Here is a 26889-nt window from a genome sequence, read left to right on the forward strand (position 1 = left end):
AACCCTAGACCTGCCGCTACAGCGCCAGCGACGGCTTGAGCCGCTGCAGCCGCGACAGCAGCCCGTTGACGAACCGCGGGGACTCGTCGGTGGACAGCTCGGTGGCCAGCGCCACCGCCTCGGCGACCGCGACCCCGTCCGGCACGTCGTCGACCCACAGCAGCTCGTAGGCCCCCAGGCGGAGCAGGTTACGGTCGACGGCCGGCATCCGGTCCAGCGTCCAGCCGGTGGCGTAGGTCGCCAGCAGCTCGTCGATCCGCTCCTGGTGCTCCTGCACGCCCTCGATCAGCCGGACCGCGTGCTCGCGCGCGGCGATCTCGTCGGTGTTGGGACGGCCCCGCTGGGCGAGCACGTCCATCGGCCGCTCGCCGCGCATCTCGGCGGCGTACAGGATGTCCAGGGCCAGCTTGCGGGCCTTGGTGCGTGCGGCCATCAGGCCCGGCCGAGGTACTCGCCGGTGCGGGTGTCGACCTTCACCTTCTCACCGGTGCTGATGAACAGCGGCACCTGGATCTCCGCGCCGGTCTCCAGGGTGGCGGGCTTGGTGCCGCCGGTGGACCGGTCGCCCTGCACGCCCGGGTCGGTGTGGGTGATCTCCAGCACCACCGCGGCGGGCAGCTCCACGTACAGCGGGGTGTCGTTGTTGAACGCGACCACCGCGGTCTGCTCGGGCAGCAGGTAGTTGGCGGCGTCGCCCACGGTGGCGGCCGGGATGTGCGGCTGGTCGTAGGTCTCGGTGTCCATGAAGACGAAGTCCTCGCCCTCGCGGTAGAGGTACTGCATCTCCCGCTTGTCGACGCTGGCGACGTCGACCTTGACCCCGGCGTTGAAGGTCTTGTCCACGACCTTGCCGGAGAGCACGTTCTTGAGCTTGGTGCGCACGAACGCGCCGCCCTTGCCTGGCTTGACGTGCTGGAACTCCAGAACGGTCCACAGCTGGCCGTCGAGGTTCAGCGTCATGCCGTTCTTCAGGTCGTTCGTGGTGGCCACGGTGCTTCTCCCGGTCGCGGCCCCGCCCGGTGCGCCGGCCCGGCCGGCGTCACACCACGAGCAGGTCCTTGGTCGTCTTGGTGAGGATCTCGGGCCCGTCCGCGCGGACCGCCAGGGTGTCCTCGATGCGCACTCCGCCCCGTTCGGCGAGGTACACCCCGGGCTCGGCGGTGATCGTGGCCCGATCGCTCAGTCTACCGGTCTTGTCGTACCCCATGAGCGGGGCCTCGTGGATCTCCAGGCCCACTCCGTGCCCGACGCCGTGGGGGAAGTGGTCGCCGTGGCCGGCCTCGCGGATCAGGTCGCGGGCGGCGGCGTCGACGGCCCTGGTCTCGGCGCCGTCCACGGCGGCCTGGACGGCGGCCTGCTGGGCGGCGGCGACCAGCTCGTACGTCTCCCGCTGCCAGTCGGCGACGCGGCCGACCGCGACGGTGCGGGTCATGTCGGCGTGGTAGCCGTCGCAGCGCGCGCCGAAGTCCATGGTGACCAGGTCGCCCTCGGCGATGGGGCGGTCGCCGGGGCGGTGGTGCGGGACGGCGCCGTTGGGTCCCGCGGCCACGATGGAGTCGAACGCGGGGGCCTCGGCGCCCAGGTCGACCATCTGGCGTTCCAGGGCGACGGCCAGTTCGCGTTCGGTCATGCCGGGGCGGATGCGCGGCAGCACCGCCTCGAAGGCGGCGTCGGTGATGGCGCAGGCCCGGCGGAGCAGGTCCAGCTCGGTCTCGTCCTTGACCGTGCGGAGCCGTTCCACGGCCTGGTCGAGCGAGGTCAGGGTGAGGGTGTCGCCGACGGCGGTCAGGTCCCCGTGCTGGCGCACGGTCACGTGGTGGTCCTCGAAGCCCAGCAGCACCTGGGCCGGCGCGGCGGCCGCCCGTTCGGCTAGGACGAGGGCGGTCCGCCGGTCGATCACGGTCTCCAGGTCGGGGCAGACGGCGGCGGCGGTGCCGGCGTACCGGCCGTCGGTGGCCAGGGTCGCCGACCCGTCGGCCCACACCAGCAGCGCGGCGTTGGAGCTGGCCAGCCCGGTCAGGTAGCGGACGTTGACCAGCCGGGTGATCAGCGCCGCGTCGATCCCGGACTCCTGCAGCGCCGCGGCCAGCGCCCGCCTGCGAACGATGTGAACGTCACCCATGGCCGCACCCTACGGCAGGGGCGGGCGGCCCGGCGCCCGCCCCCGCCGGTGGGGCTCAGAGGTCGGCGGCCAGTTCCTTGACCTTCTCGATCAGGGCCAGGCGGGCCTTGTGGTCGCCGGCGATCGGGGTGACGTTGAGGGTGGTGATCCCGGACTCCTTCATCGCCGCCAGCCGCTCCTTGACGTGCGACTCGGGGCCGATGAGGGACATGCCGCGCAGCAGCTCGACGGGGACCTTGGCGGCGGCCTCGTCCTTCTTGCCGGACAGGTAGAGGTCCTGGATCTCCTCGGCCTCCTTCTCCCAGCCGTAGCGGCGGCACAGGTCGTTGTAGAAGTTCTTGCCCTTGGCGCCCATGCCGCCGACGTACAGGGCGACCATGGGGCGGCCGAACTCCAGGAACCCGTCGACGTCGTCGCCGATGGCCAGCGGGGCCTGGCCGACCACGTCCAGCTCGCCCAGCTCGGGGGCGCGCTTGGCCCGGCCGGCGTCCAGCGCGGCGCCCCACACGTCGGCGGCCTTCTCCGGCAGGTAGAAGATCGGCTGCCAGCCCTCGGCGATCTCGGCGGCCAGCTCGACGTTCTTGGGGCCGATGGCGGCGATGTGGATCGGGATGCGGTCGCGGACCGGGTGGTTGATCAGCTTGAGCGGCTTGCCGAGCCCGGTGCCCTGCTCGGGGGGCAGCGGGAGCTTGTAGTGCCTGCCGTCGTACTGGACCCGCTCGCGCTTCCAGACCTTGCGGCAGATCTCGATGACCTCGCGGGTGCGGCCCAGCGGCGCGTGGTAGGGCAGGCCGTGGAAGCCCTCGATGACCTGGGGGCCGGAGGCGCCGAGGCCGAGGGTGAAGCGCCCGTCGGAGACGTAGTCCAGGCCCGCCGCGGTCATCGCCAGCAGGCTGGGGGTGCGGGTGTAGACCGGCAGGATGCCCGAGGCGATCTCCAGGCGCTCGGTCTTGGCCGCGATGTAGCCCAGCTGGCTGACCGCGTCGAAGCTGTAGGCCTCGGCGACGAACACGATGTCCAGCCCGGCCTTCTCGTACTCGGCCAGGTCGTTGACGGTCTCCTTGAAACCGCCCGCATAGCTCAGCGGCATCCCGATGCGCATCCCGCACCCCTTCCCGGCATGAACCGAATCAAATTCTGTTTAGGCGTCGAGCGTAGCCTGCGCCGCCCGGTCACGACACCGGGCCCCGCAGCGCCGCCAGGACCTGCGGGTACAGGGCGGTGCGGATGCGGGCGACCACGCCGCCGTCCTTGCCCGCCAGCGCCGCCGCCCGGGCCAGCGCGACCGGCAGCACCTCCTCCTCGGGGGCGATCTCGCCGACGATCCCGGCGGACCGCGCCTCCTCGGCGGTGTACCGGCGGCCGGTGATCATCGCCTCGTGCGCGGTGACCCTGGGCAGCCGAGCCTGCAGCAGCGCGTTCATCCCCGGCGTGAACGTCATGCCCAGATCGACCTCGGGCAGGCAGAAGTAGCCGCGGCCGGTGCGCATCACCGACAGGTCGTGGGTCAGCACGAGCATCGCGCCGCCGGCGAAGGCGTGCCCGTTGACGGCCGCCACGGTCGGCATGGGCAGCGACAGCAGCCGCGCGTACACCTCGTGGACCCGTCCCAGGTACCAGCCGAACCGGTCGGAGTTGGCGCCGAGCCAGTCCAGGTCCAGGCCGTTGGAGTAGAACTTGCCGGTCCCGACCGTGACCAGGGCGCGCGGCCCCTCGGCCTTCTCGACGGTGTCCAGCGCGCCGAGCACCGCGTCCAGGAAGTCGGGGTGGAAGCGGTTCTCGCCGTGGTCGAAGCGCAGGACGAACACGTCCCCGTCGCGGCGCAGGTCGATCATGCCGGTCTCCTTCCGATGACGGTCGGCACGACCCTACTCAGCGGTGGCACCGCGCTCGGCATGACGTCCGTCATAGGGAGCTTGGGGTATGACGTCCGTCATGGACAACCCACGACGCTTATGATGAATGTCATAATCGGTGTCCATGGCATCCGACAGCCGGGAACGCATGGTCCGCAGCGCCGCCTACCTGTTCCGCGAGCGCGGCTACAGCGGGACGGGCTTCCGGGACGTGATCGCGCACAGCGGGGCGCCGCGCGGGTCGATCTACCACCACTTCCCCGGCGGCAAGGTCCAGCTGGCCCAGGAGGCGGTCCGCTACGCCGGGGAGTTCCTGGACTCCGGGATCCGGGCCGCCATGGAGGGCGGCGACCCGGCGGCGGCGGTCGACGCGTTCGTCGGCTGGTGGCGTTCGGTGCTGGTCCGCAGCGAGTTCCGGGCCGGCTGCCCGGTGGTCGCGGTCACCGTCGAGTCCCACGACGAGGCGCCGCAACTCGCCGACGCGGCGGCGGCGGTGTTCGCGCGGTGGGAGGACACGCTGGCGACCGGGCTGGGCAACGCGGGCGTGCCCGACGACCGCGCCACCCGCCTGGCCAGGCTGATCGTGGCCGCCGTGGAGGGCGCCACCATCCTGTGCCGGGCGCACCGCGACGTGCGGCCGCTCGACGACGTCGTCGCCGAGCTCAAGGAGCTGACCCGCGACGCCGCCGAGGACTCCTGACCCGGACCCGCGGAACGCCCGACGCGGACGTCACCGGCGGGTTCCGGACCGCGGTGCGGCCAGCCGATGAGGAACGGCGGGAACGTGACGGCGACGGCCGCGTGGCTCCCGCACAGATCCCGTCCCGCCGCCGCACTGCGCGAGCGCGCTCAGCGGGCGGACTCCTCGGCCAGCAGCTCGGCGACGGCCTGCAGCGCCAGCACGTACGAGTACAGCCCGAACCCGGCGATGGTCCCGTTGGCGACCCCGGCGACCACCGAGGTGTGCCGGAACTCCTCGCGGGCGGCCGGGTTGGAGATGTGCACCTCGATCAGCGGCGCGGTGCGCTGGGCGAGGGCGTCCCGCAGCGCGTACGAGTAGTGCGTGAACGCGGCCGGGTTCAGCACGATCGGGACGCGCCCGTCGGCGGCCTCGTGCACCCAGCGGACCATCTCGGCCTCGTCGTCGGTCTGCCGCACCTCGACGTGCAGGTCCAGCCGCCGCCCGGTCTCCCGGCACAGCGCGGCCAGGTCGTCGAACGTCCGCGAGCCGTACACGTCGGGCTCGCGGGTCCCCAGCCGCCGCAGGTTGGGGCCGTTGAGCACGAACACGTTCCTCACTGGGCGATCTCCCGGTAGGCGGCGGCGAGCAGGTCCTCGTCGGGACCCTCCAGCCGGGCGGGCCTGGCCAGGCCGTCGAGCACCACGAAGCGCAGCGTGGCCCCCCGGGCCTTCTTGTCCACGCGCATCCCGTCGCGCAGCACGGGCCAGGCGTCGGCCGCGTAGGCGGTGGGCAGCCCCACGGAGGTCAGCACGGTGCGGTGGCGTTCGACCAGGTCGGCGGACAGGCGGCCGGCGAGACGGCCGAGCTCGGCGGCGTAGACCATGCCGATGGCGACCGCGTGGCCGTGCCGGAACCGGTAGTCCTCGGCCTTCTCGATGGCGTGCCCGAGGGTGTGGCCGTAGTTGAGGATCTCCCGCAGCCCGCTCTCCCGCAGGTCGGCGGAGACCACGTCGGCCTTCACCCTGACGGCGCGTTCGACCAGCTCGCGGGTGTGCGGCCCGGCGGGCGAGGCGGCCCCGGCGGGATCGTCCTCGACCAGGTCCAGGATCCGCGGGTCGGCGATGAACCCGGCCTTGACGATCTCGGCGAGGCCGCTGATGTAGTCCTCGTGCGGCATCGTCATCAGGGTGGTCAGGTCGCACAGCACCCCGGCCGGGGGGTGGAACGCGCCGACGAGGTTCTTGCCCTCGGCGATGTTGATGCCGGTCTTGCCGCCGACCGCGGCGTCCACCATGCCGAGCAGGGTGGTGGGCACCAGCACCGCCTTGACCCCGCGCAGCCAGGACGCCGCCGCGAACCCGGCCAGGTCGGTGGTGGCGCCGCCGCCGACCCCCACGACCGCGTCGGAACGGGTGATGCCGATCCGGGCGAACCGCGACCACAGGCCGGCCAGCACGCCGACCTCCTTGGCGGCCTCCCCGGCGGGCACCGGCAGCGCGTGGACGGCGTGGCCGGACTCCTCCAGCGCCTTGACCACCGGCCCGGCGATCTCCGGCAGGCTCTCGTCGTGGACCACGGCGACGGTGCGGACCTTCCCGCCCAGCAGCCCGGGCAGCTCGCCCAGCACCCCGGCGCCGATGACGACCTCGTACGGATCGGCGCCGCGGACCGCGATCCTGGTCGCGGTCATCGGGTGCGCTCCTCGATCGCGGCGGCCACCTCGTCGACGACCTCGGCGGGTTCCCGGCCGTCGGTGTCCACCGAGATCACCGCCAGCCGCTCGTAGATGGGCAGCCGTTCCTCCAGCAGCTTGCGGAGCTGGCTGCGCGGGTTGAGCACCAGCAGCGGCCGGGCCGATGCCAGGCCCACCCGCTTGACCGCGTCCGACAGGCCCACCTGCAGGTAGACGACGGTGTGGCCGGACAGCGCCTGCTGGGTGCCCGGGTCCAGGATCGCCCCGCCGCCGAGCGCCAGCACGCCCTCGTGCTCGGCCAGCGCCCTGGCCACGGCCTCGCGTTCGAGCGCGCGGAAGTGCTCCTCGCCGTCGTCGATGAAGATCTCGGCGATGGGCTTGCCGGCGACGGCCTCCACGTCGGCGTCGGTGTCGCGGAACGGCAGGCCCAGGCGTTCGGCCAGCCCCTGGCCGACGGTGGACTTGCCGGAGCCGGGCGGGCCGATCAGCACGGCCGCGGGTCGCGTCATGACGGTCCCTACTTGATGGTCAGCGAGGACAGGTATCCCTGGGCGTTGCGGGCGGTCTCCTCCACCGAGTCGCCGCCGAACTTCTCCAGTACGGCGTCGGCGAGCACCAGCGCCACCATCGCCTCGGCGACCACCCCGGCGGCGGGCACCGCGGTGACGTCGCTGCGCTGGTTGATGGCCTTGGCGGGCTCGCCGGTGGTGACGTCCACGGTGTCCAGCGCCCGCGGCACGGTGGAGATCGGCTTCATCGCGGCGCGCACCCGCAGCACGTCGCCGGTGGTCATGCCGCCCTCGACGCCGCCGGCCCGGTTGGTGCGGCGGCGGATGCCGTCCTCGGTCCGCTCGATCTCGTCGTGGGCCTTGGAGCCGGGGCGGCGGGCGGTCTCGAACCCGTCGCCGAGCGCCACGCCCTTGATCGCCTGGATGCCCATCAGCGCCCCGGCCAGCCGGGCGTCGAGCCGGCGGTCCCAGTGCACGTGGCTGCCCAGGCCCGGCGGCAGCCCGTAGGCGAGCACCTCGATGACCCCGCCGATGGTGTCGCCGGCCTTGCGCAGCTCGTCGATGTGGGCGACCATCTCGGCGCTGGTCTCGGCGTCGAAGCAGCGGACCGGGTCCTCGTCGATGGCGGCCAGGTCGGCGGGGGTGGGCTGCAGGCCCTCGGGGGCCGACACCTCGCCCAGCCCGACCACGTGGCTGAGCACCTCCACCCCGACCGCCTGCCGCAGGAACGCCCTGGCGACCTCGCCGAGCGCCACCCGCGCCGCGGTCTCCCGGGCGCTGGCCCGCTCCAGCACCGGGCGGGCGTCGTCGAAGCCGTACTTCTGCATCCCGGCCAGGTCGGCGTGGCCGGGGCGGGGCCGGGTCAGCGGGGCGTTGCGGGCCTGCTCGGCGAGCACCTGCGGGTCCACCGGGTCGGCGGCCATCACCGTCTGCCACTTGGGCCACTCGGTGTTGCCGACCTCGATGGCCACCGGGCCGCCGAGGGTGCGGCCGTGCCGGATCCCCCCGACGATGGTGACCTGGTCCTGCTCGAACTTCATCCGGGCGCCCCGCCCGTGCCCGAGCCGGCGGCGGCGCAGGGCCTCGGCGATGTCGGCGGAGGTCACCCGGACACCGGCCGGGAGCCCTTCGAGGATCGCGACGAGTGCCGGGCCATGGGACTCTCCGGCGGTCAACCAGCGCAGCATGCGAACGATCCTATTGAGTTCCGCCCGGTGGCCGTGCCTCGGTCCGCACCGTGAGACGCGGCGGGCGTTAGCGTCGCCTGGAACGACGACGTTTGGAGGGCCTTGATGCCGAGTCGCACGGAGCTGTCCGGCCGGATCGACGAGCACGTGTTCACCAGCGAGCTGCTGCGCGGCAACCCGCTGGGCGATCCGCACGAGCGGCCGCTGTGGGTGTACGTGCCGCCGGGGTACGACGACGAGCCGGACCGCCGCCACCCCACCGTGTACGTGATCATGGGCTACACGGGCCAGATGGAGATGTGGTGGAACCGGACGGCCTACCGGAACCCGTTCCCCGTGGAGGCCGACGCGGTGTTCGCCCGGGGCGAGGCTCCCCCGGCGATCCTGGTGTACGTGGACGCGTGGACGGCGTACGGGGGCAGCCAGTTCGTGGACTCCCCCGGCACCGGGCCGTACCACTCGTACCTGTGCGACGAGATCGTTCCGTGGGTGGACGCGCACTACCGGACGCTGCCCGACCGGGACCATCGGGCGATCACCGGCAAGTCCAGCGGCGGCTTCGGCGCGATGATCACGCCGATGCTGCGGCCGGACCTGTTCGGGGCGCTGGCCACCCACGCGGGGGACGCCCTGTACGAGTACTGCTACCTGCCCGAGTTCGCCCAGTGCGTGCGGCACCTGCGGGGCTATGACGGGGACGTCTGGGCGTGGTGGAAGGACTTCCGGAGCCGGACCGCGTTCACCCGCCCGGAGGATGAGTCGCTGCTGATGGTCCTGGGCGTGTCGGCGTGCTTCTCGGCCCGCGACGACGGCACCCCCGAGCTGCCGTTCGATCCGCGCACCGGGGTGCTGCGGCCGGATCTGTGGCAACGGTGGCTGGACCTGGACCCGGTCCGGATGGTGCCGCGGTACGCGGACGCGGTGCGTTCGCTGCGGGCGGTGTGGATCGACGGCGGGACGCGCGACGAGTGGTACCTGGACATCGGCGCCGAGGCGTTCCGGCAGGCGATCGTCGACGTGGGCCTGCCGGAGGAGCGGATCCGCTTCGAGTTGTTCGAGGCGGGTCACGGGAGGATCGAGTACCGCTATCCCCTGGCGCTGGCCTGGTTGTGCCAGCGCATCGCCGCTCAGTCCACGGGGTGAGCGTTCTGGTAGGCCAGGCGGGCGTCGGCGTCGGCGGCGAGGGCGTCGAGGATGTCGTCCAGGATCAGGAACGCCGCCCAGCGTTCCCGGCCCGACGCGGCCGCGATCCGGGCGGCGACCAGGTTCTCCAGGTCGGCCGCCCGCCTGGCCTTCCAGATCTTGTCGGCCAGGCCGACCAGCAGGTCCTCGACGCCGATGCCGGGGGCGTGCCAGTCGGCGTGGGTACGGGCGAACCGGGCGAGCCGTTCGGCCACCCCGTGCTCGCGCAGCAGCCGGTGGCCGTCCGGCTCGTGCGCCGATCCGGGGCCGGTCAGCTCGTGGCGGTGCAGCGCCTTGCCGATGTCGTGGGTCGCGGCCCCGAACAGCACCGCCTCCCGGTCGACCGCCAGGTCCGGGCAGGCGTCGGCGAGCCGGTCGAGCAGCCGTACGGCCACGTCGTGGACGAGCTCCAGGTGGGCGACCAGACGGGCCGGGGCGCCGACCTCGGCGAGCAGCCGGGCGGCGGGTTCGGGCAGCGGGTGCGGGGTGAACGTCACGCCGGCCAGCCGGGGGCGAGCCAGGCGATGACCAGCAGGGCGCCGGCGACCATCGAGGGACCGAAGGGGATCTCGGAGCCGCGGCGGGCGCGCCGGGCGATCAGCAGGGACACCGCGACCAGGGCGCCGATGACGTGGATCGCCAGCAGGCCGAGGATCGTCACGGCGGGGCCGAACCAGCCCAGGTACAGGCCGAGCACCCCGGCCAGCTTGACGTCGCCGAAGCCGAACTTGCCGGGCAGCGCGAACCACTGGACCGCGTACAGCAGCCACAGCACGCCCATGGTGATCACGGCCTGCAGATAACGCGCGCCGCCGCCCGCTGCGAACGGGGCGGCGACGCCGAGCAGCGCGGCGGCGATCGGATACGACGGCAGTGTCAGCACGTCGGGCAGCCGGCGGGTGGCGGCGTCGACGACGGCGAGCGGGACCGCGACGGCGCCCAGATAGGCGAACGCCGCCGTCTCCGGACGCGGGCCGAACCGCCAGACCATGAGGGCGACCGCGGCCACGGTGAGCAGCGCGGTCGGCACGGGCCACCGCGCCACCGGGGCGAGCGCCCGCCATCCCCGCGGGGCGTCCTCCCCGGGCGGAGCGGCGGCCTCAGTCGAGGGGGCCACGGCTGACGGTGAGCTCGACCCCGCCGACGATCCGGCCGCGCAGCAGCTCGGCGAGCCGGTCGGAGACCCGCTGGATGGTGGCCCGTTCGTCATGGCCGGGAACGATGCCGCAGCGGATGGACAGCTCGGCGGACTCGCCCGGGCCGACCCGCACCCCGCGGATCCCCGCCTCGCCGCCGAACGCGGCGTCGACGGCGGCCAGCACGTCGGGGTCCTCGTGCGGCGGCGGCACCGGCCGGCCCTCGGCCAGCAGGTGCAGCCGCAGCCCGTCCACCGCGAACGGCACCGGCCCCGCCACGTCCACGACCAGGGCGTCGGCGCCCTCCTCCAGGGCCGCCCGGCAGGCGTCGGCGGCCGCCACCGGCACCGGCCGCGCGTCGGGCCGCCACCGCCGCAGGGTCTCCAGCGAGGTGAAGCCGAGGAACCCGCGCCGCCCGTCCGCGCCGATCAGCGTGGGGGTGGCCATGTCGCTGGACTTCTCCCGGCGCAGCTCGCCCGGCGCGACGTCCTCCTCCTCGGTGAGGATCGCCACCACCGGGACGAGCAGCCGGGCCGCCGGGAGCTGCGCCAGCACGGCGTGCTCGCCGGCCCGCCCCGCCTCGTAGGCGGCCAGCGCGTCCCGCAGGCCGGGGTGGGCGCTGCCGTCGTCGTCGGGGAACTGTGGTCTGATCAGGGATGGTCCGGACACGCCTGAGAGCGTATACGCCCCGGACCGCCACTGACGGTCGTTGCGGGACCACTCTCCGCATGTCGGGAACTTCCCAGGCGTCAGGCGACCGCAGCGAAGCGAGGATCGCCTGACGCCTCTTCGGGGGCCTGGAGCCTGGGGGGTCGTCCCCCGGACAGGACGCGTCAGCCCAGGTCGGCGATCGCCGCCACGGTTCCGCCGCCGGACGGGCCCTGGTGCACGGCGGCGACGGACACGAAGACCGCCGGGTCCCCGGTGACGCTGGCGGCGACCCCGCCGACGCAGGCCTTGATCTGCCGGTGCCAGTGCACGTCGGAGTCGTCCAGCATGATGTTGCGGCGCCCGCGCACGAAGCCGCTGGGGTCGGCCTCGCACTTGAGGAACACGTTCACCAGCCGCCCGTCCAGGTCGCTGGGGTGCGGGCGTTCGGGCAGGTCGAGGCCGGCGGAGCGGATCGCCTCCCAGATGCCGTCGGCGTCGAGGGCGTCCTTCATCACCGAGTGGCCGATGCGGTACCGGCCGCCGATGCCGCGGACGTTGCCGACCACCACGATCTGCGCCCGGTCCAGTTCCACCCCCGACGAGCAGGACGCCACCGACGAGTACAGCGACAGGTCGCGGTGGATCTGCTCGGCGGCGGGCATCCCGATCTCGCCCAGCGCCACGGCGATGCCGAGGGCGGTGGTGGAGTTGGAGATGTCCATGGACTTGAGGGTGTCCTCGGTGACCACGTCCTGGCCGCGGCTCTTGGCGTCGTTGATGGTGTCCAGGGTGAGCAGCGGGGTCTTGGTCTGCACGTAGTGGACGTCGGCGGGGTCCTCGATCCCGGCGATCTTCATGGCCTCGCGGACCCCGGCGGCGACCTTCTCCACCATGGCGGGCCGGCCGATGTCCTCCGGCAGGATCACCTCGCTCATCGCGATCCCGACCGACACCCGCGGCTCGTCGGTGGCCGGGACCCGGGCCGGGTCCACCGAGGCGAAGATCGTCGCGTGCGGGCTGAGCACGCCGTCGGTGCCGCCCGACCACACCAGCGGGACCTCGGCGACCTCCTCGGGGGTGCGGGTGCCCTTGGCCACCAGCACCTCGCGGAACGCCCGGTCGGCGAGGATGCGGGTGTAGTCGTTGACGCCGCCGTTGCCCTCGGTCTTGCCGATCACGGCCAGCACCCGGTCGGCCTCGATCACGCCGTCGTCGATGAGCTCGGCCAGACCGGAGGCGTCGGTGACGCTCTTGATGGGCACCTTGCGCACTTCGATCGGGTCGGGCATGGCGTTCAGTCCTCCTCGATGATGGTTCCGGCGTTGCCGTGGACCGCGTCGGCGATGCGGTCCAGCGCGGTGATCACGGCCCGCCGCCCGCCGCCGGCGACGAACCGCAGCGCGGCCTCGACCTTGGGGCCCATGCTGCCCTCGGCGAAGTGCCCGGCGGCGGCCAGGGCGCGCAGCTCCTCCGGCGTGGTCCGCAGCAGCGGGCGCTGCCCCGGGGTGCCGTATCCGACCATGACGTGGTCCACGTCGGTGGCGATGACCAGGACGGTGGCGCCGATCCTGTGGGCCAGCAGCGCGGCGGCCAGGTCCTTGTCGATGACGGCCTCCACGCCGTGCAGGGCGCCGTCGCCGGCGCGGACCACCGGCACTCCCCCGCCGCCGGCCGCGACCACCACGTGCCCGGCGGCCATCAGCGCCTCCACCGCGGGCACGTCGAGGATCTCCAGCGGTTCCGGCGAGGCCACCACGCGCCGCCAGCCGCGCCCGCCGAACGACCGCCAGGTCTCCCCGCGGGCGATGAACGCGCGGGCCGCGACATCGGAGAAGTACCGGCCGATCGGCTTGCTGGGGTGCCGGAAGCCCGGGTCGGCGGCGTCCACCAGGGTGCGGGTGACCACGGCGGTCACCGGGCGGGGGGTGCCGCGTTCGGCCAGCGCGTGCTCCAGCGCCCCGACGATGAGCATCCCGATGGTGGCCTGGGTCTGCGCGCCGCACCAGTCCAGCGGCACCGGCGGCACCACCCGGACGGCCAGCTGGTTCTTGATCAGCAGATTGCCGACCTGGGGGCCGTTGCCATGGGTGAGGACCACCTCGCGGCCCTCGGCGATCACGTCGGCCACCCGTTCCATGGCCGTGCGCACCGCCACCGCCTGCTCCTGCGGCGTGGCGCTGCCGTCGGGGGCGGTCATCGCGTTCCCGCCCAACGCGACCAGCAGTCGTTCCCCCACGGTGTCCACCTGCCGAAAGTAGCCCCCGCCGGGCGGGCCGCTCATGGGCGAAACCCGCCTAACGGAGGCCGTTCTTTCGGCAGGTTGTGGCCGGGGCGGCCCCCGCCGCCCCGGCCGTGGCGCCGGTGACGCTCAGGGGCGTTCGCCGATGTCGCCGACCCAGCCTTCGATCACCATGGCCTGGGCCAGGACCCGGATCGGGGCCCGGCCCCGCTTCAGCGGCTGGTACGCCTCGCGGCCGAGCAGCGCCGCCGTGGCCGGGTCGATGATCAGCCGCTGTTCCCCGGCGGCGGACCGGTACGCGAGCGCGACGCCCCCGCGGCCGAGCAGGTCGGTGACCCGGCCGCCCATGACGATGCCGGGCTGGGCGGCCAGCAGCCGGTAGAACGCGGCGCGGGTGCCGGGACGGGCCGCGCCCGACAGCAGGTTCTCCGCCTCGTAGAAGACGAACTCGGCGAAGCCCGTCCCGGTGGGGACCCCGTCGTGCCGGATCGCCTGGCGGTCCGTGGCCCGGTGCCACCCGCGCAGCACCTTCTCCAGGGCCTTCTCGTCGGTGGGCAGCTTCGCCAGCTCGCCCGGCTCGGACCGGCGCTGTTCGGGCGTGAGCTCCGCGGCGGGGAAGTCGTAGTCGTTGGTCTGCGGCCTGGCCGACCACTCCTCCAGCTCGGGCGAGCCCATCTTCCTCCAGGCGGCCTCGTCCGCCGGGGTGGAGAAGGTGATCTCGCGGTCGAGGCCGGTGACGGTCCGGGCCCTGCCCGCGCGGCTGCGGCCGTGCCAGCTGTCCTGGGTGGTGGTCACGAACGCGGTGAACGGCAGCTCCTTGCGGGTGGGCCGCAGCTCCTTGCGGGCCTGCTCGCCGGGCGACAGCTTGTCCACCAGGGCCCGGACCATGCGCTGCTCCCGCATCCGCGTGTAGTAGTACGCGCCGGTGGTGTCGGGGGCCTGCTCGGCGGTGCGGGCGCTGGCCAGCAGGAACGACCGGGCGTCCACCGCGTCCGCCGATCGGGAGACGCCGGGGGCGGGCGGAGCGGCGTCGCCGGTCCCGGTGACCACGACGGCGCCGGCGGCCACGGCGCCGGCCGCCAGCCCGGTGGCCAGCAGCAGCATCGGGCGCCGCCGGGCGCGGCCCCGGGCGGGCTCGGCCGCCAGCGCGCGGGCCAGGTCGTGGTCGCGGCGGCGGGCGTGGGCCTCCTCGGTGATCTCCGTCAGCGCGGCGGGCTCGAGGGCGGCCAGGGTCTTCTCGGGGTTCACGTTCACTCCAGTGCTCATCGGGCCGCCTCCCCGGCGACCCTGCGGAGGGGACGGGCGGAGCGCGCCGGGGCCGCCTCCAGGGCGCGGGCCAGGCGCTTGCGGGCGCGGTGCAGCCGGACGAAGAGCGTCGCCGCGCTGCAGCCCAGCACCCTGGCGGCCTCGCGGGGGGACAGGCCGTGCCAGGTGATCAGGGTCAGCAGTTCCACGTCGCGTTCCGGCAGACAGGCCAGTGCGTCCAGCGCCGCCTCGCGTTCCACCACGTGCTCGGCCACGTCCCAGGCGGCCAGGTCGGCGGGGGTGGTCAGCTCGGCCGCCCGCTCGGCCAGGGCGCGCCGCCGGTGGCCGCCGTCGCGCTGGCGGCGCAGCATGTTGCGGGCCACGCCCAGCAGCCAGGGCAGCTCGGCGGCGGGCAGGTCGTCCAGCCGCCGCCAGGCGACCAGGAACGTCTCGCTGACGACGTCCTCGGCGACGCCCTGGTCGGCGTGGGTCAGGGCGTACGCCAGGACCCGCCGGTAGTGCTCGTCGTACAGGCGGGTGAACCGGGATCTCGGGTCATCCACAAGGCCCCCTTCAACGGTCTGGTGGGGAGTTGTCGTGGAGTAGTCCGGAGATCCCGGCGGGTCTTACAGGGCGGTTTCAGCGCAGCCGCGACAGTCGGGCGACCGCCTCGTCGATCACGTGGTCCTGCTTGCAGAACGCGAACCGCAGGAAGCGCGCGCCCGCCTCGGTGTGGTCGTAGAAGACCTGGGACGGGATGGCCACCACCCCGGCCCTGCCGGGCAGGGCGCGGGCCAGCTCCATGCCGTCGGCGAACCCGAGCGGGCGGATGTCGGCCTGCACGAAGTAGGTGCCCTGCGGCCGGAACGCGGTGAACCCGGCGGCCTCCAGCCCGGTGATCAGCCGGTCCCGCTTGGCCTCCAGGGACTTGCGCAGCTCCGCCACCCAGGCCATCTCGTTCTCCAGGGCGTAGGCGACGGCCCGCTGGTAGGGGGCCGAGGCGGTGAAGGTGAGGAACTGCTTGACGGTCTGCACGGCCCGCACGTACGGGGCGGGCGCGGTGACCCAGCCGATCTTCCAGCCGGTGACGGAGAACGTCTTGCCCGCCGACGAGATCGCCACGGTCCGTTCCCGCATGCCCTCCAGGCAGGCCAGCGGCACGTGCTCCACGCCGTCGAACGTCAGGTACTCGTACACCTCGTCGGTGACGGCGGTCAGGTCGTGCTCGCGGCAGAGGGCGGCGATGACCTCCAGCTCGTCGCGGGTGAAGACGGTGCCCATCGGGTTGTGCGGCGAGTTGACCAGGATCAGGCGGGTGCGGGGGCCGACCGCGGCGCGCAGCTCGTCGGGGTCGAAGGTGAACCGGCCGCCCTCGGGCCGCAGCGTGACGGGCCGCCGCACCGCCCCGGCCAGCGCGATCATCGCCGCGTACGAGTCGTAGTACGGCTCGAACACCACCACCTCGTCGCCGGGCCCGGCCAGCGCCAGGATCGCGGCGGCGATGGCCTCGGTCGCCCCGACCGTGACCAGGATCTCCCCGTCGGGGTCGTAGGCGAGCCCGTACCGCTGCGCGCGCTGCCGGCAGACCGCCTCCCGCAGCTCCGGGACGCCGGGACCGGGCGGGTACTGGTTGTCGCCGCCCTGGATCGCGGCGGCGGCGCGTTCCAGCATCGGCTGCGGGCCGGGGCTGTCGGGGAAGCCCTGGCCGAGGTTGATGGCGCCGGTGCGGACGGCGAGGGCGGTCATCTCCGCGAAGATCGTGGTGCCGAAACCCTGCATGCGGGACACGAGTGGCTCGCTCACGCCGCCAGCCTAAGGCCGTCCGGCCCGCCGCCCCCGCGGACGGCACGGTCGCGGGGACGGCGGACATGGTGGATCAGGGTGGGACCAGGCTGGGAGCAGGATGGGTCAGGGCGCGTCGACGAGGATCCGGCCGGTGCCGGTGGTGACGGCCGTTCCGGCGTAGTTGCGTTCGACGGCGGCCCGTTCCGAGGTGTTGGGCAGGGCGTTGGTGCAGGACACGCCGCCGGTGGAGCCGGACATCAGCGACGAGCAGGGACCGGGCTTGCGGTCGGGCAGGCCGAGGCTGTGGCCGAGTTCGTGGGCGGCGATCCGGGTGGTGTTGTAGCCCTCGGCGACCGCCTGGCGGCCGAACCAGATCGTGACCCGCCCGCCGGGGCGGACGGGGCCGAGGGTGGCGCGCGGCCAGCCGTTGTCGGCGATGATCTGGATCTCGGCGCGCCGGCCGGCGGGGGCCTTGACCAGGCGGACGTTCTGGACGCTGGAGTTCCAGGCGGCGGCTCCGGCGGCCACGGCGCTCTTGAACTCCGCGGCCAGGGAGTCGTCGTAGTAGAGGGTGGTGGGGGCGGCGTGGGCGGCCGGGGCCGCGGTCATCGAGAGGGCGAGCGCTCCCGCACCGATCAGGATGCGGGCGGTCTTGCGATGCAGCATGGCGGGGGGCCTTCCTGTCTGGGTAAGGACTGGTGCTGCATGACCCGGGTCAGATCGGCCCGAGCGTACGTGCGCGCCCATGTCGCAACAAGTGGCGTCATGTGCCGTAAATCGCACCTGTCGTATGGCAGGTGTCAGATCCAGCCCATGTCCTCGGCGGCGCGGACGGCGGCCAGCCGGTTGCCGGCGCCGAGCTTGGTCATGGCGCTGGACAGGTAGTTGCGGACGGTGCCCTCCGACAGGTGCAGGGTCGCGGCGATCCGGGGGGCCTCCACGCCCTTGCCGACCAGGCGGAGGACCTCGCGCTCCCGCTCGGTGAGGGGGTTGTCGCCGGCCGCCATGGCGGTGGCGGCCAGTTCGGCGTCCAGGTAGCGGCCCCCGGCGTGGATCTTGCGGACGGCGGCGGCCAGGTCCTCGGCGGGGGCGTCCTTGGCGATGAAGCCGCGGACCCCGGCGGCCATCGCCCGCCGCAGGTAGCCGGGACGGCCCAGGCTGGTGAGGATGCACACGGCGCAGCGGGCGCCGGTCTCGTGCAGGCGTTCGGCGACGGTCAGCCCGTCCGCGCCGGGCATGTCGATGTCGAGGACGGCCACGTCGGGGTCGTGCTCGGCCACCGCGTCCAGGACCTGGTCGCCGCGGCCGACCTCGGCGACCACCTCCAGGTCGGGCTGCAGGCCGAGCAGGGCCGCGACGGCGCCGCGGATCAGGTGCTCGTCGTCGGCCAGCAGGATCCGGATCACGCCACGCTCCGCAGCGGCTCGTCGGTGCTCTTCGACGGTTCCGGCAGCGGGACGGCCGCCCGCAGCAGGAACCGGCCCTGGCCGGTGTGCTCGGCGGTGAGCGTACCGCCGACCGCGGCCAGCCGTTCGGTCAGGCCGGTCAGCCCGGTGCCGGAGCCTTCGGCGGCGGGGCGGGCGCCGTCGTTGACCATCTCCAGCACCACCGACCCGTCGTAGCGGGCCAGGGTGATGTCGCAGCGGCGGGCCTCGCTGTGCTTGAGCACGTTGGTGGCGCCCTCGCGGACCACCCAGGCCAGCACTCCGCCGATCTCCTCGGGCAGCCCGCCGGGATCGTCCGGTACGGTGCAGCGCACCCCGGCGGCCTCCAGCACGGCGCGGACGCTGGCCAGCTCGGCGTCCAGCTCCACCACCCGGTAGCCGCGGACCGCCGCCCGGACCTCGCGGAGCGCGTCGCGGGCGGCCTGCCGCACGTCGGCCATCTCGGCGCGGGCGCGGGCCGGGTCGGCCTCGGTCATCCGGATGGCCAGCTCGCTCTTGACCGCGATCAGCGACAGGTTGTGCCCCAGCAGGTCGTGCAGGTCGCGGGCGAACCGCAGGCGCTCCTCGGTGACCGCCAGCCGCGCCTGCGCCTCGCGGGCGGCGTCCACCTCCTGCATCACGTCCCACAGCCACTTCTGCGCCATGTTGCCGCCCACCGCCAGCCCGCAGATGCCCATGCAGATGAGGAACATCGTCGGCCACATGAACCAGTGCGCCCGTTCCCAGGCGGCGATCACGCTGTAGGTGGCCAGCAGCGCCGACGTCCCGACGCAGACGGCGATCAGGTTCCGCAGGCCGGGCAGGCACAGCGCGGCCACCGACGCCCAGAACGGCCCCACCATGATCCACATCGGGTTCTCGAAGAGCATGAGGCTCAGCGCCGCCGCCAGCAGCGCGCTGAGCACCAGTTCCCGGGCCGGGGCGCGGCCCTGCATCCCGGCCCGCACCAGCCGCATGTACAGCACCGTGAAGGCCGCCAGGCCCACCAGCAGCAGCCCCACCAGCGGCAGGCCGATCTCACCGTCGGTGTACAGCACGGCCGTGTTCATGCCGACGCCGATGCCCAGCCCCGCGCTCGCCGCCCCGAAGGTGCCCTCGGTGATCCGGCGGGCCGTCTGGAATCTTCGGGCCGCGCGCTCGGCGATGTCGGCCGAGGTGCCGGTTTCCATCACTTCGCCCACACCCTCCGCAATCCGTGCTCAGCGTAACGGCCGTCCGGCCTCCGCCGGAGCGGCCGGATCAGCCGCGCCGGGGCTCCCAGCGGAAGTACCGCCGGGCCAGCCACGCGCCCACCACGCCCCAGGCGGCCAGGGTGAGCAGCGAGGGAACGCAGACCGTCCAGCCCTCCACCAGGCCGAGCGTTCCGTGGTCGCCGCCGACGGTGTAGTCGCGGCCCAGGTAGGCGGTGCGCAGGATCTCGACGACGGGGGTCAGCGGCGCCACCTGGCCGACGGCCTGCACGGCCGTGGGCATGCCGTCCAGCGGGAACATGAACCCCGACAGGCCCATCGACAGCAGCAGCATCGGCAGCACGGTGAACTGCGCCATCTCCGCGGTCGAGGTGACGCCGGACAGCGCCGTCGCCAGCAGCGCGCACACCGCCGCGCCGCCGAGCATCCCGGCCAGCAGCAGCACCGGGTCGGCGGGCGGGCCGCCGTCCAGCACCGCCATGATGATCACGACGAGGACGGCCGACTGGGCGAAGTACATCAGCACCGCGCCGAGCACGCTGCCGCCCAGCACCTCCAGGTCCGACAGCGGGCCGCTGCGCAGCCGCTTGAGCGTCAGCTCCTCGCGGCGGGCGGTGAAGCCGGTCGTCAGGTGGATGAACACCGCGAAGATCAGGAAGAACGCCAGGTCGCCGGTGCCGGTGTACAGCACCGCGTCGATCCCGGCGGTGGTGTTGCCGTTGCCCGACCCGACCACCAGCATCGCGGAGAAGAAGGCGGGGATCCCCAGCACCCCGAACATCGCGGTGCGGTTGCGCCACATCAGGGTCAGGTCCAGCCGGGCCAGCCGCAGCATCCGCCGCAGGTCCACGCGGGCCGCGGCGGGCCCCACGGGCATGGCGGGCCGGGTCGTCGTCATCGGTTCGCCTCCTCGGTCTCGACCGCCGGGTGCCCGGCGACCTGCAGGAAAACGTCCTCCAGGGACGCGCTGCGGACCCGCAGCCCGGCCAGCTCCAGCCGGCCGGCGTCGGCCCAGTCGAGCAGTTCGCGCAGCGCGGCCTGCACGCTGCGGCCGGTCAGGACGTACGTCGCGACGGGCCCGGCCGAGGTGGCCGACACCCGGGGCGCGGCGCCGCCCACCCGCGGCAGGTCGGCGACGGCGACCTGCGGGGGGATCCGGAAGTCGATGCGGTCGCCGTGCCCGGCCAGCACCTCGGCGACGGTGCCGGCCACCCGGATCTCGCCCCTGTGCATGATCGCCAGCCGGTCGGCGAGCTGCTCGGCCTCCTCCAGGTAGTGGGTGGTCAGCAGCACGGTGGCGCCGTCGGCGACCAGGCCGCGGACGGTCCGCCAGGTGGTGCGGCGGGCCTCGGGGTCCATGCCGGTGGTGGGCTCGTCGAGGAACAGCACCCGGGGGCGGGCCACGACCGCCAGCGCCAGGTCCAGCCGCCGCTTCTGCCCGCCCGACAGCTGCCGGGTGCGGACGCCGGCCTTGTCGGCCAGGTCCACCTGCTCCAGCACCTCGTCGCGGGGACGGGAGCCGGGCACGATGTCGCGCCACAGGTCGACGGTCTCGGCCACGGTCAGGTCGGGGAACAGCCCGCCCTCCTGCAGCATGATCCCGACGTGCGGGCGGACGGCGCGGCGTTCGCGGTGCGGGTCGCGGCCGAGCACCCGGACGGTGCCCGAGTGGGCGGGACGGAAGCCCTCGACGGTCTCCATCGTCGTGGTCTTGCCGGCGCCGTTGGTGCCCAGCAGCGCGAACAGCTCGCCCTCGCGGACCTCGAACGACACGTCCCGCACGGCCTCGAACTCGCCGTACCGCTGGTGCAGCCCGGCCACTTCGATGACGTTGTCGGCGTTCATGCCTCGATGATCGTTTCGGGGCGGAACGCCGGGTAGTCGCCGCTGTCACCGGCCGGGGCCGCGGTTGTCAGCCGGGGGGCGTGACAGTTGTCATGTCATGCTGGGGGCATGCGCGTGGCACTGTGTCAGATCCCGGTGGGCGACGATCCGAAGGAGAACCTGCGGGAGATCCGCGCGGCCCTGGAACGGGCGGCGGGGGCGGATCTGGCGGTGTTCCCGGAGGCGGCGCAGGTGCGGTTCGGCAACACGCTGGCCGACGTCGCCGAGCCGCTGGACGGGCCGTTCGTCGGCGAGCTGAGGCAGGCGGCCCGCGAGCACGGCACGGCGCTGATCGCCGGGGTGTTCGAGCCCGCGGGCGACGGCCGGGTCCACAACACCGCCGTGGCGATCGACGCGGCCGGGGAACTGGCCGGGGCGTACCGCAAGATCCATCTGTTCGACGCGTTCGGGGACCGGGAGTCCGAACGGGTCGCGCCCGGCGACGCCCCGGTGGTGGTGGACCTGGCGGGCGTCCGGATCGGCCTGATCACCTGCTACGACGTGCGGTTCCCCGAGCTGGCGCGGGCGCTGGTGGACCGCGGCGCACAGGTCCTGGTGATCATCGCGGCGTGGGCGCAGGGGGTGTTCAAGGAGGAGCACTGGGCCACGCTGGTGCGGGCCCGCGCCATCGAGAACACCACCTGGGTGGTCGCCGTCGACAAGGCCCCCGACCGCACCCCGCCGCCGAAGGGCAACCCGGGCGGGGTGGGCCGCAGCATGCTGGTCGACCCGATGGGGACGGTGCTGGCGGACCTGGGCCCGTTCGCGACGGTGATGACCGGCGAGATCGACATGGCGGTCACCGAACGGGTCCGCCGCTTCCTGCCGTCCCTGGCGCACCGCCGCCCCGACGTCCTCTAGACCTGCTCGTCCGGGGACGCCCGGACCCCGGCCGCGGTCGCCCGCGCACTCAGGAGCGCAGCGAGATCGGCGACAGGAACGTGTTGCGCGGGCCGTCCGACAGCGGGCCGGGGACGTGGGCGCGTTCCATCCGCAGGTCGGTGCCGATGGCGTGACCGAGGGCGTCGACCTGGGCGGCGACGTCGTCCCACGGCAGGTCGTCGCCGAACGGGGCGACGGTGGCGGTGCCCGCGTCGGCGTCCAGCTCCCACACCCCGGCGGCCATGCCGTCGCGGATGACGACCGAGGTGGCGTTGCCGCTCTTGTCGTAGACGCGGGGGTAGTCCTCCGCGCGGACCTGCCGGAGGCGGCCCGCCGGGGTGGTGGCGTACCCCATGAAGTAGGAGTCCCACACCGGCAGCAGCCGCACCCCGCGGCCGTCCTGCGGGCCGATCGAAGTGAGGGCGTCGAGCTCGTCGGTGAGGACCCGGGCGTCCCGCCCGTCCAGTGACACCGGCGTGGCCTCCTCCCCCAAGGCGGCCAGCGCGGGGAGGGTGTCGCGTTTGGTCCAGCCCGTCCACCACTTGAGGTCGTCGGCGGTGGCCGGGCCGTAGGCGCGCAGGTAGCGGCGGGCGACCTCGACGCGGGCCTCGGCGGGGTCCATCTCCTCGACCGGGGCGCCGAGCCAGTCGGTCCACCGGGCGTACGGGTACAGGTCGCTGCGCCAGGAGCCGCGCGCCCTGGTCCGCACGATCCGGCCGTACCGGCCCAGCAGCGCCACCGTCATCTGCAGGGCGCCGGAGTTGCCGGGCAGGTCGCCGCCGAGGGCCTCGCGGATCTCCTTGACGGTCATCGGCGGGCGTCCGGCCAGCACCGCCTCGATCCGGTCGGCCAGCTCCAGCGTCTGCGCCTCGGTCATCTCGGCGTTCCGGGCGATCCGCTTGAGCGTCTTGTCGCGCGGCTCCCCGGTGCAGGCGAGCAGGGCGGGCAGCAGCGGCAGCGGCTCGATGTAGGCCATCCCCCGCATGGCGCGCAGCCGGACCACGCTGCGTTCGGAGTACAGCTCCCGGTCGAGGTCGGCCAGCCGGAACGAGGGGATCCGCGCGGCGCACGACAGGTAGCAGGTGGGGGCGGTCCCGTAGATCCCGCCGGTCGCGTCGACGGCCTCCAGGACCGAGCCCAGGCCCCTCCCCGCCAGCCCCTGCTTGACCAGCACGTGCGCGCGCGCCTGCGCCAGGGACACCGTCGCCATCCTCGCCTCCGCTCGGGACCGTCCCCCGATCCTGCCACCCGGGTCGGACAATCCCGATTCCGCAAGGCCGCGGCGGACGTGAAAGACCCGCGGTGCGCGGGCGGGTCAAAGACGGTCGAACTCCGACTCGGTGCGGCCCCCGGCGAGCAGGGGGTAGCCGGGGCCGCGGTCGAAGAACGGGGCGGGGCCGCGTTCGGTGGCCATGCGGCGGCGCAGGTCGTCGGTGGCGGTCTTGTCGACCTCGCCGTCCGCGGTGAGGACCACGCCGTAGTCGTCGCGGGCGCCCTCCACGGAGACCTTGCCGTCGCGGACGTCGTCGGCGACGGCCTGCGGGTCGCGGTTCAGCGGGTCGCCCCAGCCGCCGCCTCCGGTGGTGCGGATGCGGATGACCTGCCCGGCCTTGACGGGCTCGTCGTCGACCAGTCCCTCCATGGGGCGGCCGTCGATGTCCACCCGGAACGGACGTCCGGCACGGCCGCCGTTCACGCCCCAGCAGGACAGGATGGAGCGGTCGGCGATCGACATGAAGTGGGCGTCGCGCAGCATCCGGATGTGCTTGTCGTAGCCGAGGCCGCCGCGTTTCTCCCCCGGCCCGCCGGAGTCGACGGCCAGGCCGAGGCGTTCGACGACGAACGGCCAGCGGGACTCGGCGAACTCCACCGGGATGTTGCGGGAGTCGGGGACGACGTGGATGGTGTCCTCCCCGTCGGCGTAGTAGCGCCCGCCCGAGCCGCCGCCCAGCACCTCCCGCATCAGGTACGGGTTGCCGTCGGCGTCCTCGCCGTAGACGCCGGTGTAGCGGATGGTCTCCTGGTCGGCGGGCATCCGGCCGCCGGTGGCCTTGGCCAGCACCCCGGCCAGCACCCCCAGCAGCCGCAGGATCACGAACGTGCGGGCGTTGGTGGGCGCCGGGAAGATCGGGGTGAGCAGCGTGCCCTTCTCCGGGAACCGCATCTCGATCAGCGGCACCACGCCCTCGTTGACGTCCAGCTCGGCCATCCGCTCGGGCGTGTCGGCCAGGTTGCGCAGCACGGGCGCCAGCCACTTCTTCAGGAACACCCCGTCGGCGTAGTCCCCGGCGTGGTTGATCGGCCCCTTGGCCTGCGGGGAGGTCCCGGTGAAGTCGATGACGATCTTCTCGGGGGTCTTGGTGAGGGTGATCCGCTGGGTGTGCAGCCGGGGCGGGTCCACCCCGTCGTGCTCGGCGTAGTCCTCCCACACGTACGTCCCGTCCGGGATCTTGGACAGGATCTCCCGCCGGAACGTCTCGGTGGTGCGGTCCAGGATGGCGTCGAAGCACGCCTCGACCTGCGCGCGGCCGTACCGGTCGAACAGCTCGCCCAGCCGCCGCGCCCCCATCAGGCAGGCCGAGCACTCGGCGTCCAGGTCCCCGGCCAGCGAGTCGGGCATCCGCGAGTTGCGGGTCATGATCCGCAGCGCCGCCTCGTTGGGCACGCCCTGGTCCCACAGCCTGATCGGCGGGACCATCAGGCCCTCCTCGAACGCGCTGCGGGCGTGGCTGGGCATCGACCCGGGCACCGCCCCGCCGATGTCGTCGTGGTGGCCGAACGCCTGCACGAACGCCACCACCTCGCCGTCGTGGAAGACCGGCACGGTGACGCACAGGTCCGGCAGGTGCCCGATGCCGCCCTCGGACAGGTACACGTCGTTGTGGAAGAACACGTCGCCGGGCCGCATCGTCTCGATCGGGAAGTCCCGCACGATCGGGTGCACCAGCGCCGAGTAGGACCGCCCGGTGAGCTTGCGCAGCCTCCGGTCGTGGATGCCGGCGCGGAAGTCGTGCGCGTCCCGGATCATCGGCGACCGGGCGGTCCGCGCGATGGCGGTCTCCACCTCCCGTTCCACCGAGGCCAGCGTGCCCTCGACGATCTCCACGACGATCGGGTCGGCCTTCATGCGCGGGTCACCACCAGGTTGCCGTAGTCGTCCATGCCGGCCTGGAAGCCGGGGTGCAGCGGGAACGTGGAGCCGAACTCCTCGATCACCGCGGGGCCGGTGACCCGGTCCCCGGGCCGGAGCCGTTCTCGCTGGTAGACGGGGGTGTCGGCCCACTCGTCGAAGTAGACGCGGCGGGTGCCGGTGCGGGCGCGGGAGGCGTCGCCGTCGCCGGGCGGGCGGCGCGCCAGTTCGGGGCGGACGATGGGGCCGATGCCGGAGACCCGCAGGTTGACCCATTCGACGGCGTGGCGGCGGTCGTCGTCGCGGTAGCAGTAGCCGTACAGGGCCTCGTGGGCGTCGTGGAAGCGGCGGACCACCTCGGCGCGGAACGCCTCGTCCACCGGCCCGTCCGGGGCGGTGACCCGCACCTCGTAGGCCTGGCCGTAGTAGCGCAGGTCGGCGGTGCGCAGGTGGCGGTGCCGTTCGGCGGGGAAGCCCTCGCGGTGCAGCGCCTCGGCGGCCTGCCGTTCCAGGCCGGCGTACGTCTCGGCCAGGCCCGCGAGGTCCAGGTCGGCGTCACGCCGGACGCGGGTCTGCACGTAGTCGTTCTTGACGTCCACGGTGAGCAGCCCGAACGCCGACAGGTTGCCGGGGTTCTCGGGGACGATCGCCGAGGGCAGGCCCAGCACGTCCACCAGCCGGCAGGCCAGCAGCGGCCCGGACCCGCCGAACGCCACCATCGGGTAGTCGCGGACGTCCAGGCCGCGCTGCACGGTGATCCGGCGGATGGCGTTGGCCTGGTTCCAGGCGCTGATCTCCAGGATCCCGGCGGCGCACCGTTCCGGGTCCAGGCCCAGGTCGTCGCCGAGGGCCGCCAGGCCCTTGCGGGCGGCCTCGACGTCCAGCGGGATCCGCCCGCCCAGCAGGTGCGACGGGATCCGCCCGAGGAACACGTGCGCGTCGGTCACCGTCGGCGCCCCATCGGAGCGCTTGCCGTAGCACAGCGGCCCCGGATCGGCTCCCGCGGAGGCGGGGCCGACCTTGAGGGTGCCGCCCGCCGCCAGGTGGGCCAGGGAGCCGCCGCCCGCGCCCACGGTGACGATGTCGACCATCGGGATCTTCGACGGGTAGCGGCCCACCGAGCCCTCGGTGGTCAGCGTCGGCTCCCCGTCCAGCACCACCGCCACGTCGGTGGAGGTCCCGCCGCCGTCCAGGGTGATCACCGACCGGTGCCCGGCCGCCCCCGCGACCAGCGCCGCCCCCAGCGCGCCCGCCGCCGGCCCCGACAGCACGGTGGTGATCGGCTGGTGCACGACCTCCTCGGCCGACAGCACCCCGCCGTTGCTCTTCATCACGTAGAACGGCGGCGCGCCCAGCGGCTCCAGACGGCGGGAGATCCGGTCGATGTAGCGCATCATCGTCGGCTTGACCGCGGCGTCCACCAGGGTCGTGACGGACCGCTCGTACTCGCGGTACTCCCGCAGCACCTCGCACGACAGCGACACCACCGCGTCGGGGTGCTCGCGCCGCAGCACCTCCCGCATGGCCAGCTCGTGCGCCGGGTTGGCGTAGGAGTGCAGGAAGCACACCCCGATCGCGGTGATGCCCCGCTCGCGGAACCAGCGGGCCGCCGCCACCGCGCCCGCCTCGTCGAACGGGTGGATCTCCGCTCCGGTGTGGTCCAGCCGCCCGCCCACCGTGCGGACGCGGTGCACCGGGACGATCCGGGGCGGCTTGACCCAGAAGTAGGAGTTGCCGTAGCCGTCCGGCACGCTCTGCCGGGCGATCTCCAGGACGAACTCGAAGCCCTCGGTGGTGATGAACCCCAGGTCCCCGATCCGGTCCTCCAGCAGCTGGTTGGTGGCCACGGTCGTGCCGTGCGCCAGCGCGGCGACGTCGGGCCCCTGAGCCTCCAGCAGCTCCAGCGCCACCGCCACGGCGTTCATGAAGCCCTCGGCCGGGTCCGCCGGGGTGGAGGGGGTCTTGCTGGTGACCACCCGCCCGGTGCCGGTGTCCAGGGCGACCACGTCGGTGAACGTGCCGCCGGTGTCGATCCCGATCCGGATCCGCCGCTGCTCAGGCTGCATGAGGT

28 protein-coding genes are annotated in these 26889 nt (G+C 73.7%); 3 read left to right on the forward strand and 25 right to left on the reverse strand.

The genetic code is table 11. From position 1 onward, the window contains the following. Positions 1 to 16 precede the first annotated feature (16 nt). The 5 genes from nusB to HNR21_RS26965 all read right to left on the reverse strand — a co-directional run bounded on the left by nusB (position 17) and on the right by HNR21_RS26965 (position 3957). Positions 17 to 433, reverse strand: coding sequence for a transcription antitermination factor NusB (nusB, locus tag HNR21_RS26945; RefSeq protein ID WP_119729804.1), 417 nt, complete (start codon positions 431 to 433; stop codon positions 17 to 19). Beyond that, positions 433 to 990, reverse strand: coding sequence for an elongation factor P (gene efp, locus HNR21_RS26950; protein ID WP_119729803.1), 558 nt, complete (start codon positions 988 to 990; stop codon positions 433 to 435). The genes nusB and efp overlap by 1 nt, the downstream gene beginning before the upstream one ends. A gap of 49 nt (positions 991 to 1039) precedes the next feature. Then, complete coding sequence (locus HNR21_RS26955; protein ID WP_182707404.1) at positions 1040 to 2122, reverse strand: M24 family metallopeptidase; 1083 nt, start codon at positions 2120 to 2122, stop codon at positions 1040 to 1042. Between the two features lie 55 nt (positions 2123 to 2177). Continuing rightward, a complete protein-coding gene (locus HNR21_RS26960; protein WP_119729801.1) occupies positions 2178 to 3224 on the reverse strand; it encodes an LLM class F420-dependent oxidoreductase in 1047 nt (348 codons plus the stop codon). Between the two features lie 70 nt (positions 3225 to 3294). After that, positions 3295 to 3957: an enoyl-CoA hydratase-related protein gene (locus HNR21_RS26965; RefSeq protein WP_182707405.1), complete on the reverse strand. Its 663-nt coding sequence runs from the start codon at positions 3955 to 3957 to the stop codon at positions 3295 to 3297. 145 nt (positions 3958 to 4102) lie between these two features. Here HNR21_RS26965 and HNR21_RS26970 point away from each other — a divergent pair, with 145 nt between their 5' ends. Then, positions 4103 to 4678 (forward strand): TetR/AcrR family transcriptional regulator, encoded by a 576-nt coding sequence (locus HNR21_RS26970; protein ID WP_119729799.1) that lies wholly within the window; start codon positions 4103 to 4105, stop codon positions 4676 to 4678. Positions 4679 to 4827: 149 nt separating this feature from the next. Here the strand turns inward: HNR21_RS26970 and aroQ are convergent, their stop codons facing one another. The 4 genes from aroQ to aroC are packed head-to-tail and all read right to left on the reverse strand — an operon-like array spanning position 4828 to position 8049. After that, complete coding sequence (aroQ, locus tag HNR21_RS26975) at positions 4828 to 5277, reverse strand: type II 3-dehydroquinate dehydratase (RefSeq protein WP_182707406.1); 450 nt, start codon at positions 5275 to 5277, stop codon at positions 4828 to 4830. Further along, positions 5274 to 6350 (reverse strand): 3-dehydroquinate synthase, encoded by a 1077-nt coding sequence (aroB, locus tag HNR21_RS35590; protein WP_182707407.1) that lies wholly within the window; start codon positions 6348 to 6350, stop codon positions 5274 to 5276. Before aroB ends, aroQ begins: the two co-directional genes overlap by 4 nt. Beyond that, positions 6347 to 6862, reverse strand: a complete 516-nt coding sequence (locus HNR21_RS26985) for a shikimate kinase (RefSeq protein ID WP_182707408.1) — start codon at positions 6860 to 6862, stop codon at positions 6347 to 6349. Before HNR21_RS26985 ends, aroB begins: the two co-directional genes overlap by 4 nt. Positions 6863 to 6870: 8 nt before the next feature. Continuing rightward, on the reverse strand, positions 6871 to 8049 hold the full coding sequence (gene aroC / locus HNR21_RS26990) for a chorismate synthase (protein ID WP_182707409.1): 1179 nt from the start codon (positions 8047 to 8049) through the stop codon (positions 6871 to 6873). Between the two features lie 105 nt (positions 8050 to 8154). Between aroC and HNR21_RS26995 the strand changes: the two genes are divergently transcribed. Continuing rightward, a complete protein-coding gene (locus HNR21_RS26995; protein WP_246442342.1) occupies positions 8155 to 9192 on the forward strand; it encodes an alpha/beta hydrolase in 1038 nt (345 codons plus the stop codon). Here HNR21_RS26995 and HNR21_RS27000 read toward each other — a convergent pair. From HNR21_RS27000 to HNR21_RS27060, 13 genes are all read right to left on the reverse strand, one after another. Next, entirely contained in the window at positions 9177 to 9728 is a 552-nt protein-coding gene (locus HNR21_RS27000) for an HD domain-containing protein (RefSeq protein ID WP_312881319.1), read from the reverse strand. The two genes, HNR21_RS26995 and HNR21_RS27000, sit on opposite strands and share 16 nt — an antisense overlap. Further along, positions 9725 to 10348, reverse strand: a complete 624-nt coding sequence (locus tag HNR21_RS27005) for a prepilin peptidase (RefSeq protein WP_182707411.1) — start codon at positions 10346 to 10348, stop codon at positions 9725 to 9727. Before HNR21_RS27005 ends, HNR21_RS27000 begins: the two co-directional genes overlap by 4 nt. Then, the gene (locus tag HNR21_RS27010; protein WP_182707412.1) at positions 10332 to 11036 is read right to left on the reverse strand and encodes an SseB family protein; all 705 of its coding nucleotides are present in this window, start codon (positions 11034 to 11036) and stop codon (positions 10332 to 10334) included. Before HNR21_RS27010 ends, HNR21_RS27005 begins: the two co-directional genes overlap by 17 nt. A 164-nt stretch (positions 11037 to 11200) precedes the next feature. Then, positions 11201 to 12307, reverse strand: coding sequence for a barbiturase (gene bar, locus HNR21_RS27015; protein WP_119729791.1), 1107 nt, complete (start codon positions 12305 to 12307; stop codon positions 11201 to 11203). Between the two features lie 5 nt (positions 12308 to 12312). Continuing rightward, positions 12313 to 13263 (reverse strand): carbamate kinase, encoded by a 951-nt coding sequence (locus HNR21_RS27020; protein WP_312881321.1) that lies wholly within the window; start codon positions 13261 to 13263, stop codon positions 12313 to 12315. 123 nt (positions 13264 to 13386) lie between these two features. Further along, on the reverse strand, positions 13387 to 14523 hold the full coding sequence (locus HNR21_RS27025; RefSeq protein ID WP_182707414.1) for a CU044_5270 family protein: 1137 nt from the start codon (positions 14521 to 14523) through the stop codon (positions 13387 to 13389). Next, positions 14520 to 15065, reverse strand: coding sequence for an RNA polymerase sigma factor (locus HNR21_RS27030; protein ID WP_182707415.1), 546 nt, complete (start codon positions 15063 to 15065; stop codon positions 14520 to 14522). The genes HNR21_RS27025 and HNR21_RS27030 overlap by 4 nt, the downstream gene beginning before the upstream one ends. A 76-nt stretch (positions 15066 to 15141) precedes the next feature. Continuing rightward, complete coding sequence (locus HNR21_RS27035) at positions 15142 to 16305, reverse strand: pyridoxal phosphate-dependent aminotransferase (protein WP_182707416.1); 1164 nt, start codon at positions 16303 to 16305, stop codon at positions 15142 to 15144. 105 nt (positions 16306 to 16410) lie between these two features. Next, on the reverse strand, positions 16411 to 16953 hold the full coding sequence (locus HNR21_RS27040) for a snapalysin family zinc-dependent metalloprotease (protein WP_182707417.1): 543 nt from the start codon (positions 16951 to 16953) through the stop codon (positions 16411 to 16413). Between the two features lie 134 nt (positions 16954 to 17087). Continuing rightward, positions 17088 to 17693, reverse strand: coding sequence for a response regulator transcription factor (locus tag HNR21_RS27045; RefSeq protein WP_182707418.1), 606 nt, complete (start codon positions 17691 to 17693; stop codon positions 17088 to 17090). Further along, complete coding sequence (locus HNR21_RS27050; RefSeq protein WP_182707419.1) at positions 17690 to 18901, reverse strand: sensor histidine kinase; 1212 nt, start codon at positions 18899 to 18901, stop codon at positions 17690 to 17692. Before HNR21_RS27050 ends, HNR21_RS27045 begins: the two co-directional genes overlap by 4 nt. A 70-nt stretch (positions 18902 to 18971) precedes the next feature. Further along, entirely contained in the window at positions 18972 to 19820 is an 849-nt protein-coding gene (locus HNR21_RS27055) for an ABC transporter permease (RefSeq protein WP_182707420.1), read from the reverse strand. Next, on the reverse strand, positions 19817 to 20767 hold the full coding sequence (locus tag HNR21_RS27060; protein ID WP_182707421.1) for an ABC transporter ATP-binding protein: 951 nt from the start codon (positions 20765 to 20767) through the stop codon (positions 19817 to 19819). The genes HNR21_RS27055 and HNR21_RS27060 overlap by 4 nt, the downstream gene beginning before the upstream one ends. A 108-nt stretch (positions 20768 to 20875) precedes the next feature. Here HNR21_RS27060 and HNR21_RS27065 point away from each other — a divergent pair, with 108 nt between their 5' ends. Further along, positions 20876 to 21667: a carbon-nitrogen hydrolase family protein gene (locus HNR21_RS27065; protein ID WP_182707422.1), complete on the forward strand. Its 792-nt coding sequence runs from the start codon at positions 20876 to 20878 to the stop codon at positions 21665 to 21667. A gap of 49 nt (positions 21668 to 21716) precedes the next feature. Here the strand turns inward: HNR21_RS27065 and HNR21_RS27070 are convergent, their stop codons facing one another. From HNR21_RS27070 to HNR21_RS27080, 3 genes are all read right to left on the reverse strand, one after another. Further along, the gene (locus HNR21_RS27070) at positions 21717 to 22898 is read right to left on the reverse strand and encodes a winged helix DNA-binding domain-containing protein (protein ID WP_182707423.1); all 1182 of its coding nucleotides are present in this window, start codon (positions 22896 to 22898) and stop codon (positions 21717 to 21719) included. Positions 22899 to 23003: 105 nt separating this feature from the next. Continuing rightward, the gene (locus HNR21_RS27075) at positions 23004 to 24815 is read right to left on the reverse strand and encodes a hydantoinase B/oxoprolinase family protein (RefSeq protein WP_182707424.1); all 1812 of its coding nucleotides are present in this window, start codon (positions 24813 to 24815) and stop codon (positions 23004 to 23006) included. Further along, entirely contained in the window at positions 24812 to 26884 is a 2073-nt protein-coding gene (locus HNR21_RS27080; protein WP_182707425.1) for a hydantoinase/oxoprolinase family protein, read from the reverse strand. The genes HNR21_RS27075 and HNR21_RS27080 overlap by 4 nt, the downstream gene beginning before the upstream one ends. Positions 26885 to 26889 lie beyond the last annotated feature (5 nt).

This window comes from Thermomonospora cellulosilytica, from assembly GCF_014138835.1.
Lineage (GTDB): Bacteria > Actinomycetota > Actinomycetes > Streptosporangiales > Streptosporangiaceae > Thermomonospora > Thermomonospora amylolytica.

Excerpts from the sequence above, each read along its gene's own strand:
- nusB (WP_119729804.1), bottom strand. The coding sequence starts at position 433 with ATGGCCGCACGCACCAAGGCCCGCAAGCTGGCCCTGGACATCCTGTAC.
- HNR21_RS26955 (WP_182707404.1), bottom strand. The coding sequence starts at position 2,122 with ATGGGTGACGTTCACATCGTTCGCAGGCGGGCGCTGGCCGCGGCGCTG.
- HNR21_RS26960 (WP_119729801.1), bottom strand. The coding sequence starts at position 3,224 with ATGCGCATCGGGATGCCGCTGAGCTATGCGGGCGGTTTCAAGGAGACC.
- HNR21_RS26965 (WP_182707405.1), bottom strand. The coding sequence starts at position 3,957 with ATGATCGACCTGCGCCGCGACGGGGACGTGTTCGTCCTGCGCTTCGAC.
- HNR21_RS26970 (WP_119729799.1), top strand. The coding sequence starts at position 4,103 with ATGGCATCCGACAGCCGGGAACGCATGGTCCGCAGCGCCGCCTACCTG.
- aroB (WP_182707407.1), bottom strand. The coding sequence starts at position 6,350 with ATGACCGCGACCAGGATCGCGGTCCGCGGCGCCGATCCGTACGAGGTC.
- HNR21_RS26985 (WP_182707408.1), bottom strand. The coding sequence starts at position 6,862 with ATGACGCGACCCGCGGCCGTGCTGATCGGCCCGCCCGGCTCCGGCAAG.
- aroC (WP_182707409.1), bottom strand. The coding sequence starts at position 8,049 with ATGCTGCGCTGGTTGACCGCCGGAGAGTCCCATGGCCCGGCACTCGTC.
- HNR21_RS26995 (WP_246442342.1), top strand. The coding sequence starts at position 8,155 with ATGCCGAGTCGCACGGAGCTGTCCGGCCGGATCGACGAGCACGTGTTC.
- bar (WP_119729791.1), bottom strand. The coding sequence starts at position 12,307 with ATGCCCGACCCGATCGAAGTGCGCAAGGTGCCCATCAAGAGCGTCACC.
- HNR21_RS27025 (WP_182707414.1), bottom strand. The coding sequence starts at position 14,523 with ATGAGCACTGGAGTGAACGTGAACCCCGAGAAGACCCTGGCCGCCCTC.
- HNR21_RS27040 (WP_182707417.1), bottom strand. The coding sequence starts at position 16,953 with ATGCTGCATCGCAAGACCGCCCGCATCCTGATCGGTGCGGGAGCGCTC.
- HNR21_RS27050 (WP_182707419.1), bottom strand. The coding sequence starts at position 18,901 with ATGGAAACCGGCACCTCGGCCGACATCGCCGAGCGCGCGGCCCGAAGA.
- HNR21_RS27055 (WP_182707420.1), bottom strand. The coding sequence starts at position 19,820 with ATGACGACGACCCGGCCCGCCATGCCCGTGGGGCCCGCCGCGGCCCGC.
- HNR21_RS27060 (WP_182707421.1), bottom strand. The coding sequence starts at position 20,767 with ATGAACGCCGACAACGTCATCGAAGTGGCCGGGCTGCACCAGCGGTAC.
- HNR21_RS27065 (WP_182707422.1), top strand. The coding sequence starts at position 20,876 with ATGCGCGTGGCACTGTGTCAGATCCCGGTGGGCGACGATCCGAAGGAG.
- HNR21_RS27070 (WP_182707423.1), bottom strand. The coding sequence starts at position 22,898 with ATGGCGACGGTGTCCCTGGCGCAGGCGCGCGCGCACGTGCTGGTCAAG.
- HNR21_RS27075 (WP_182707424.1), bottom strand. The coding sequence starts at position 24,815 with ATGAAGGCCGACCCGATCGTCGTGGAGATCGTCGAGGGCACGCTGGCC.
- HNR21_RS27080 (WP_182707425.1), bottom strand. The coding sequence starts at position 26,884 with ATGCAGCCTGAGCAGCGGCGGATCCGGATCGGGATCGACACCGGCGGC.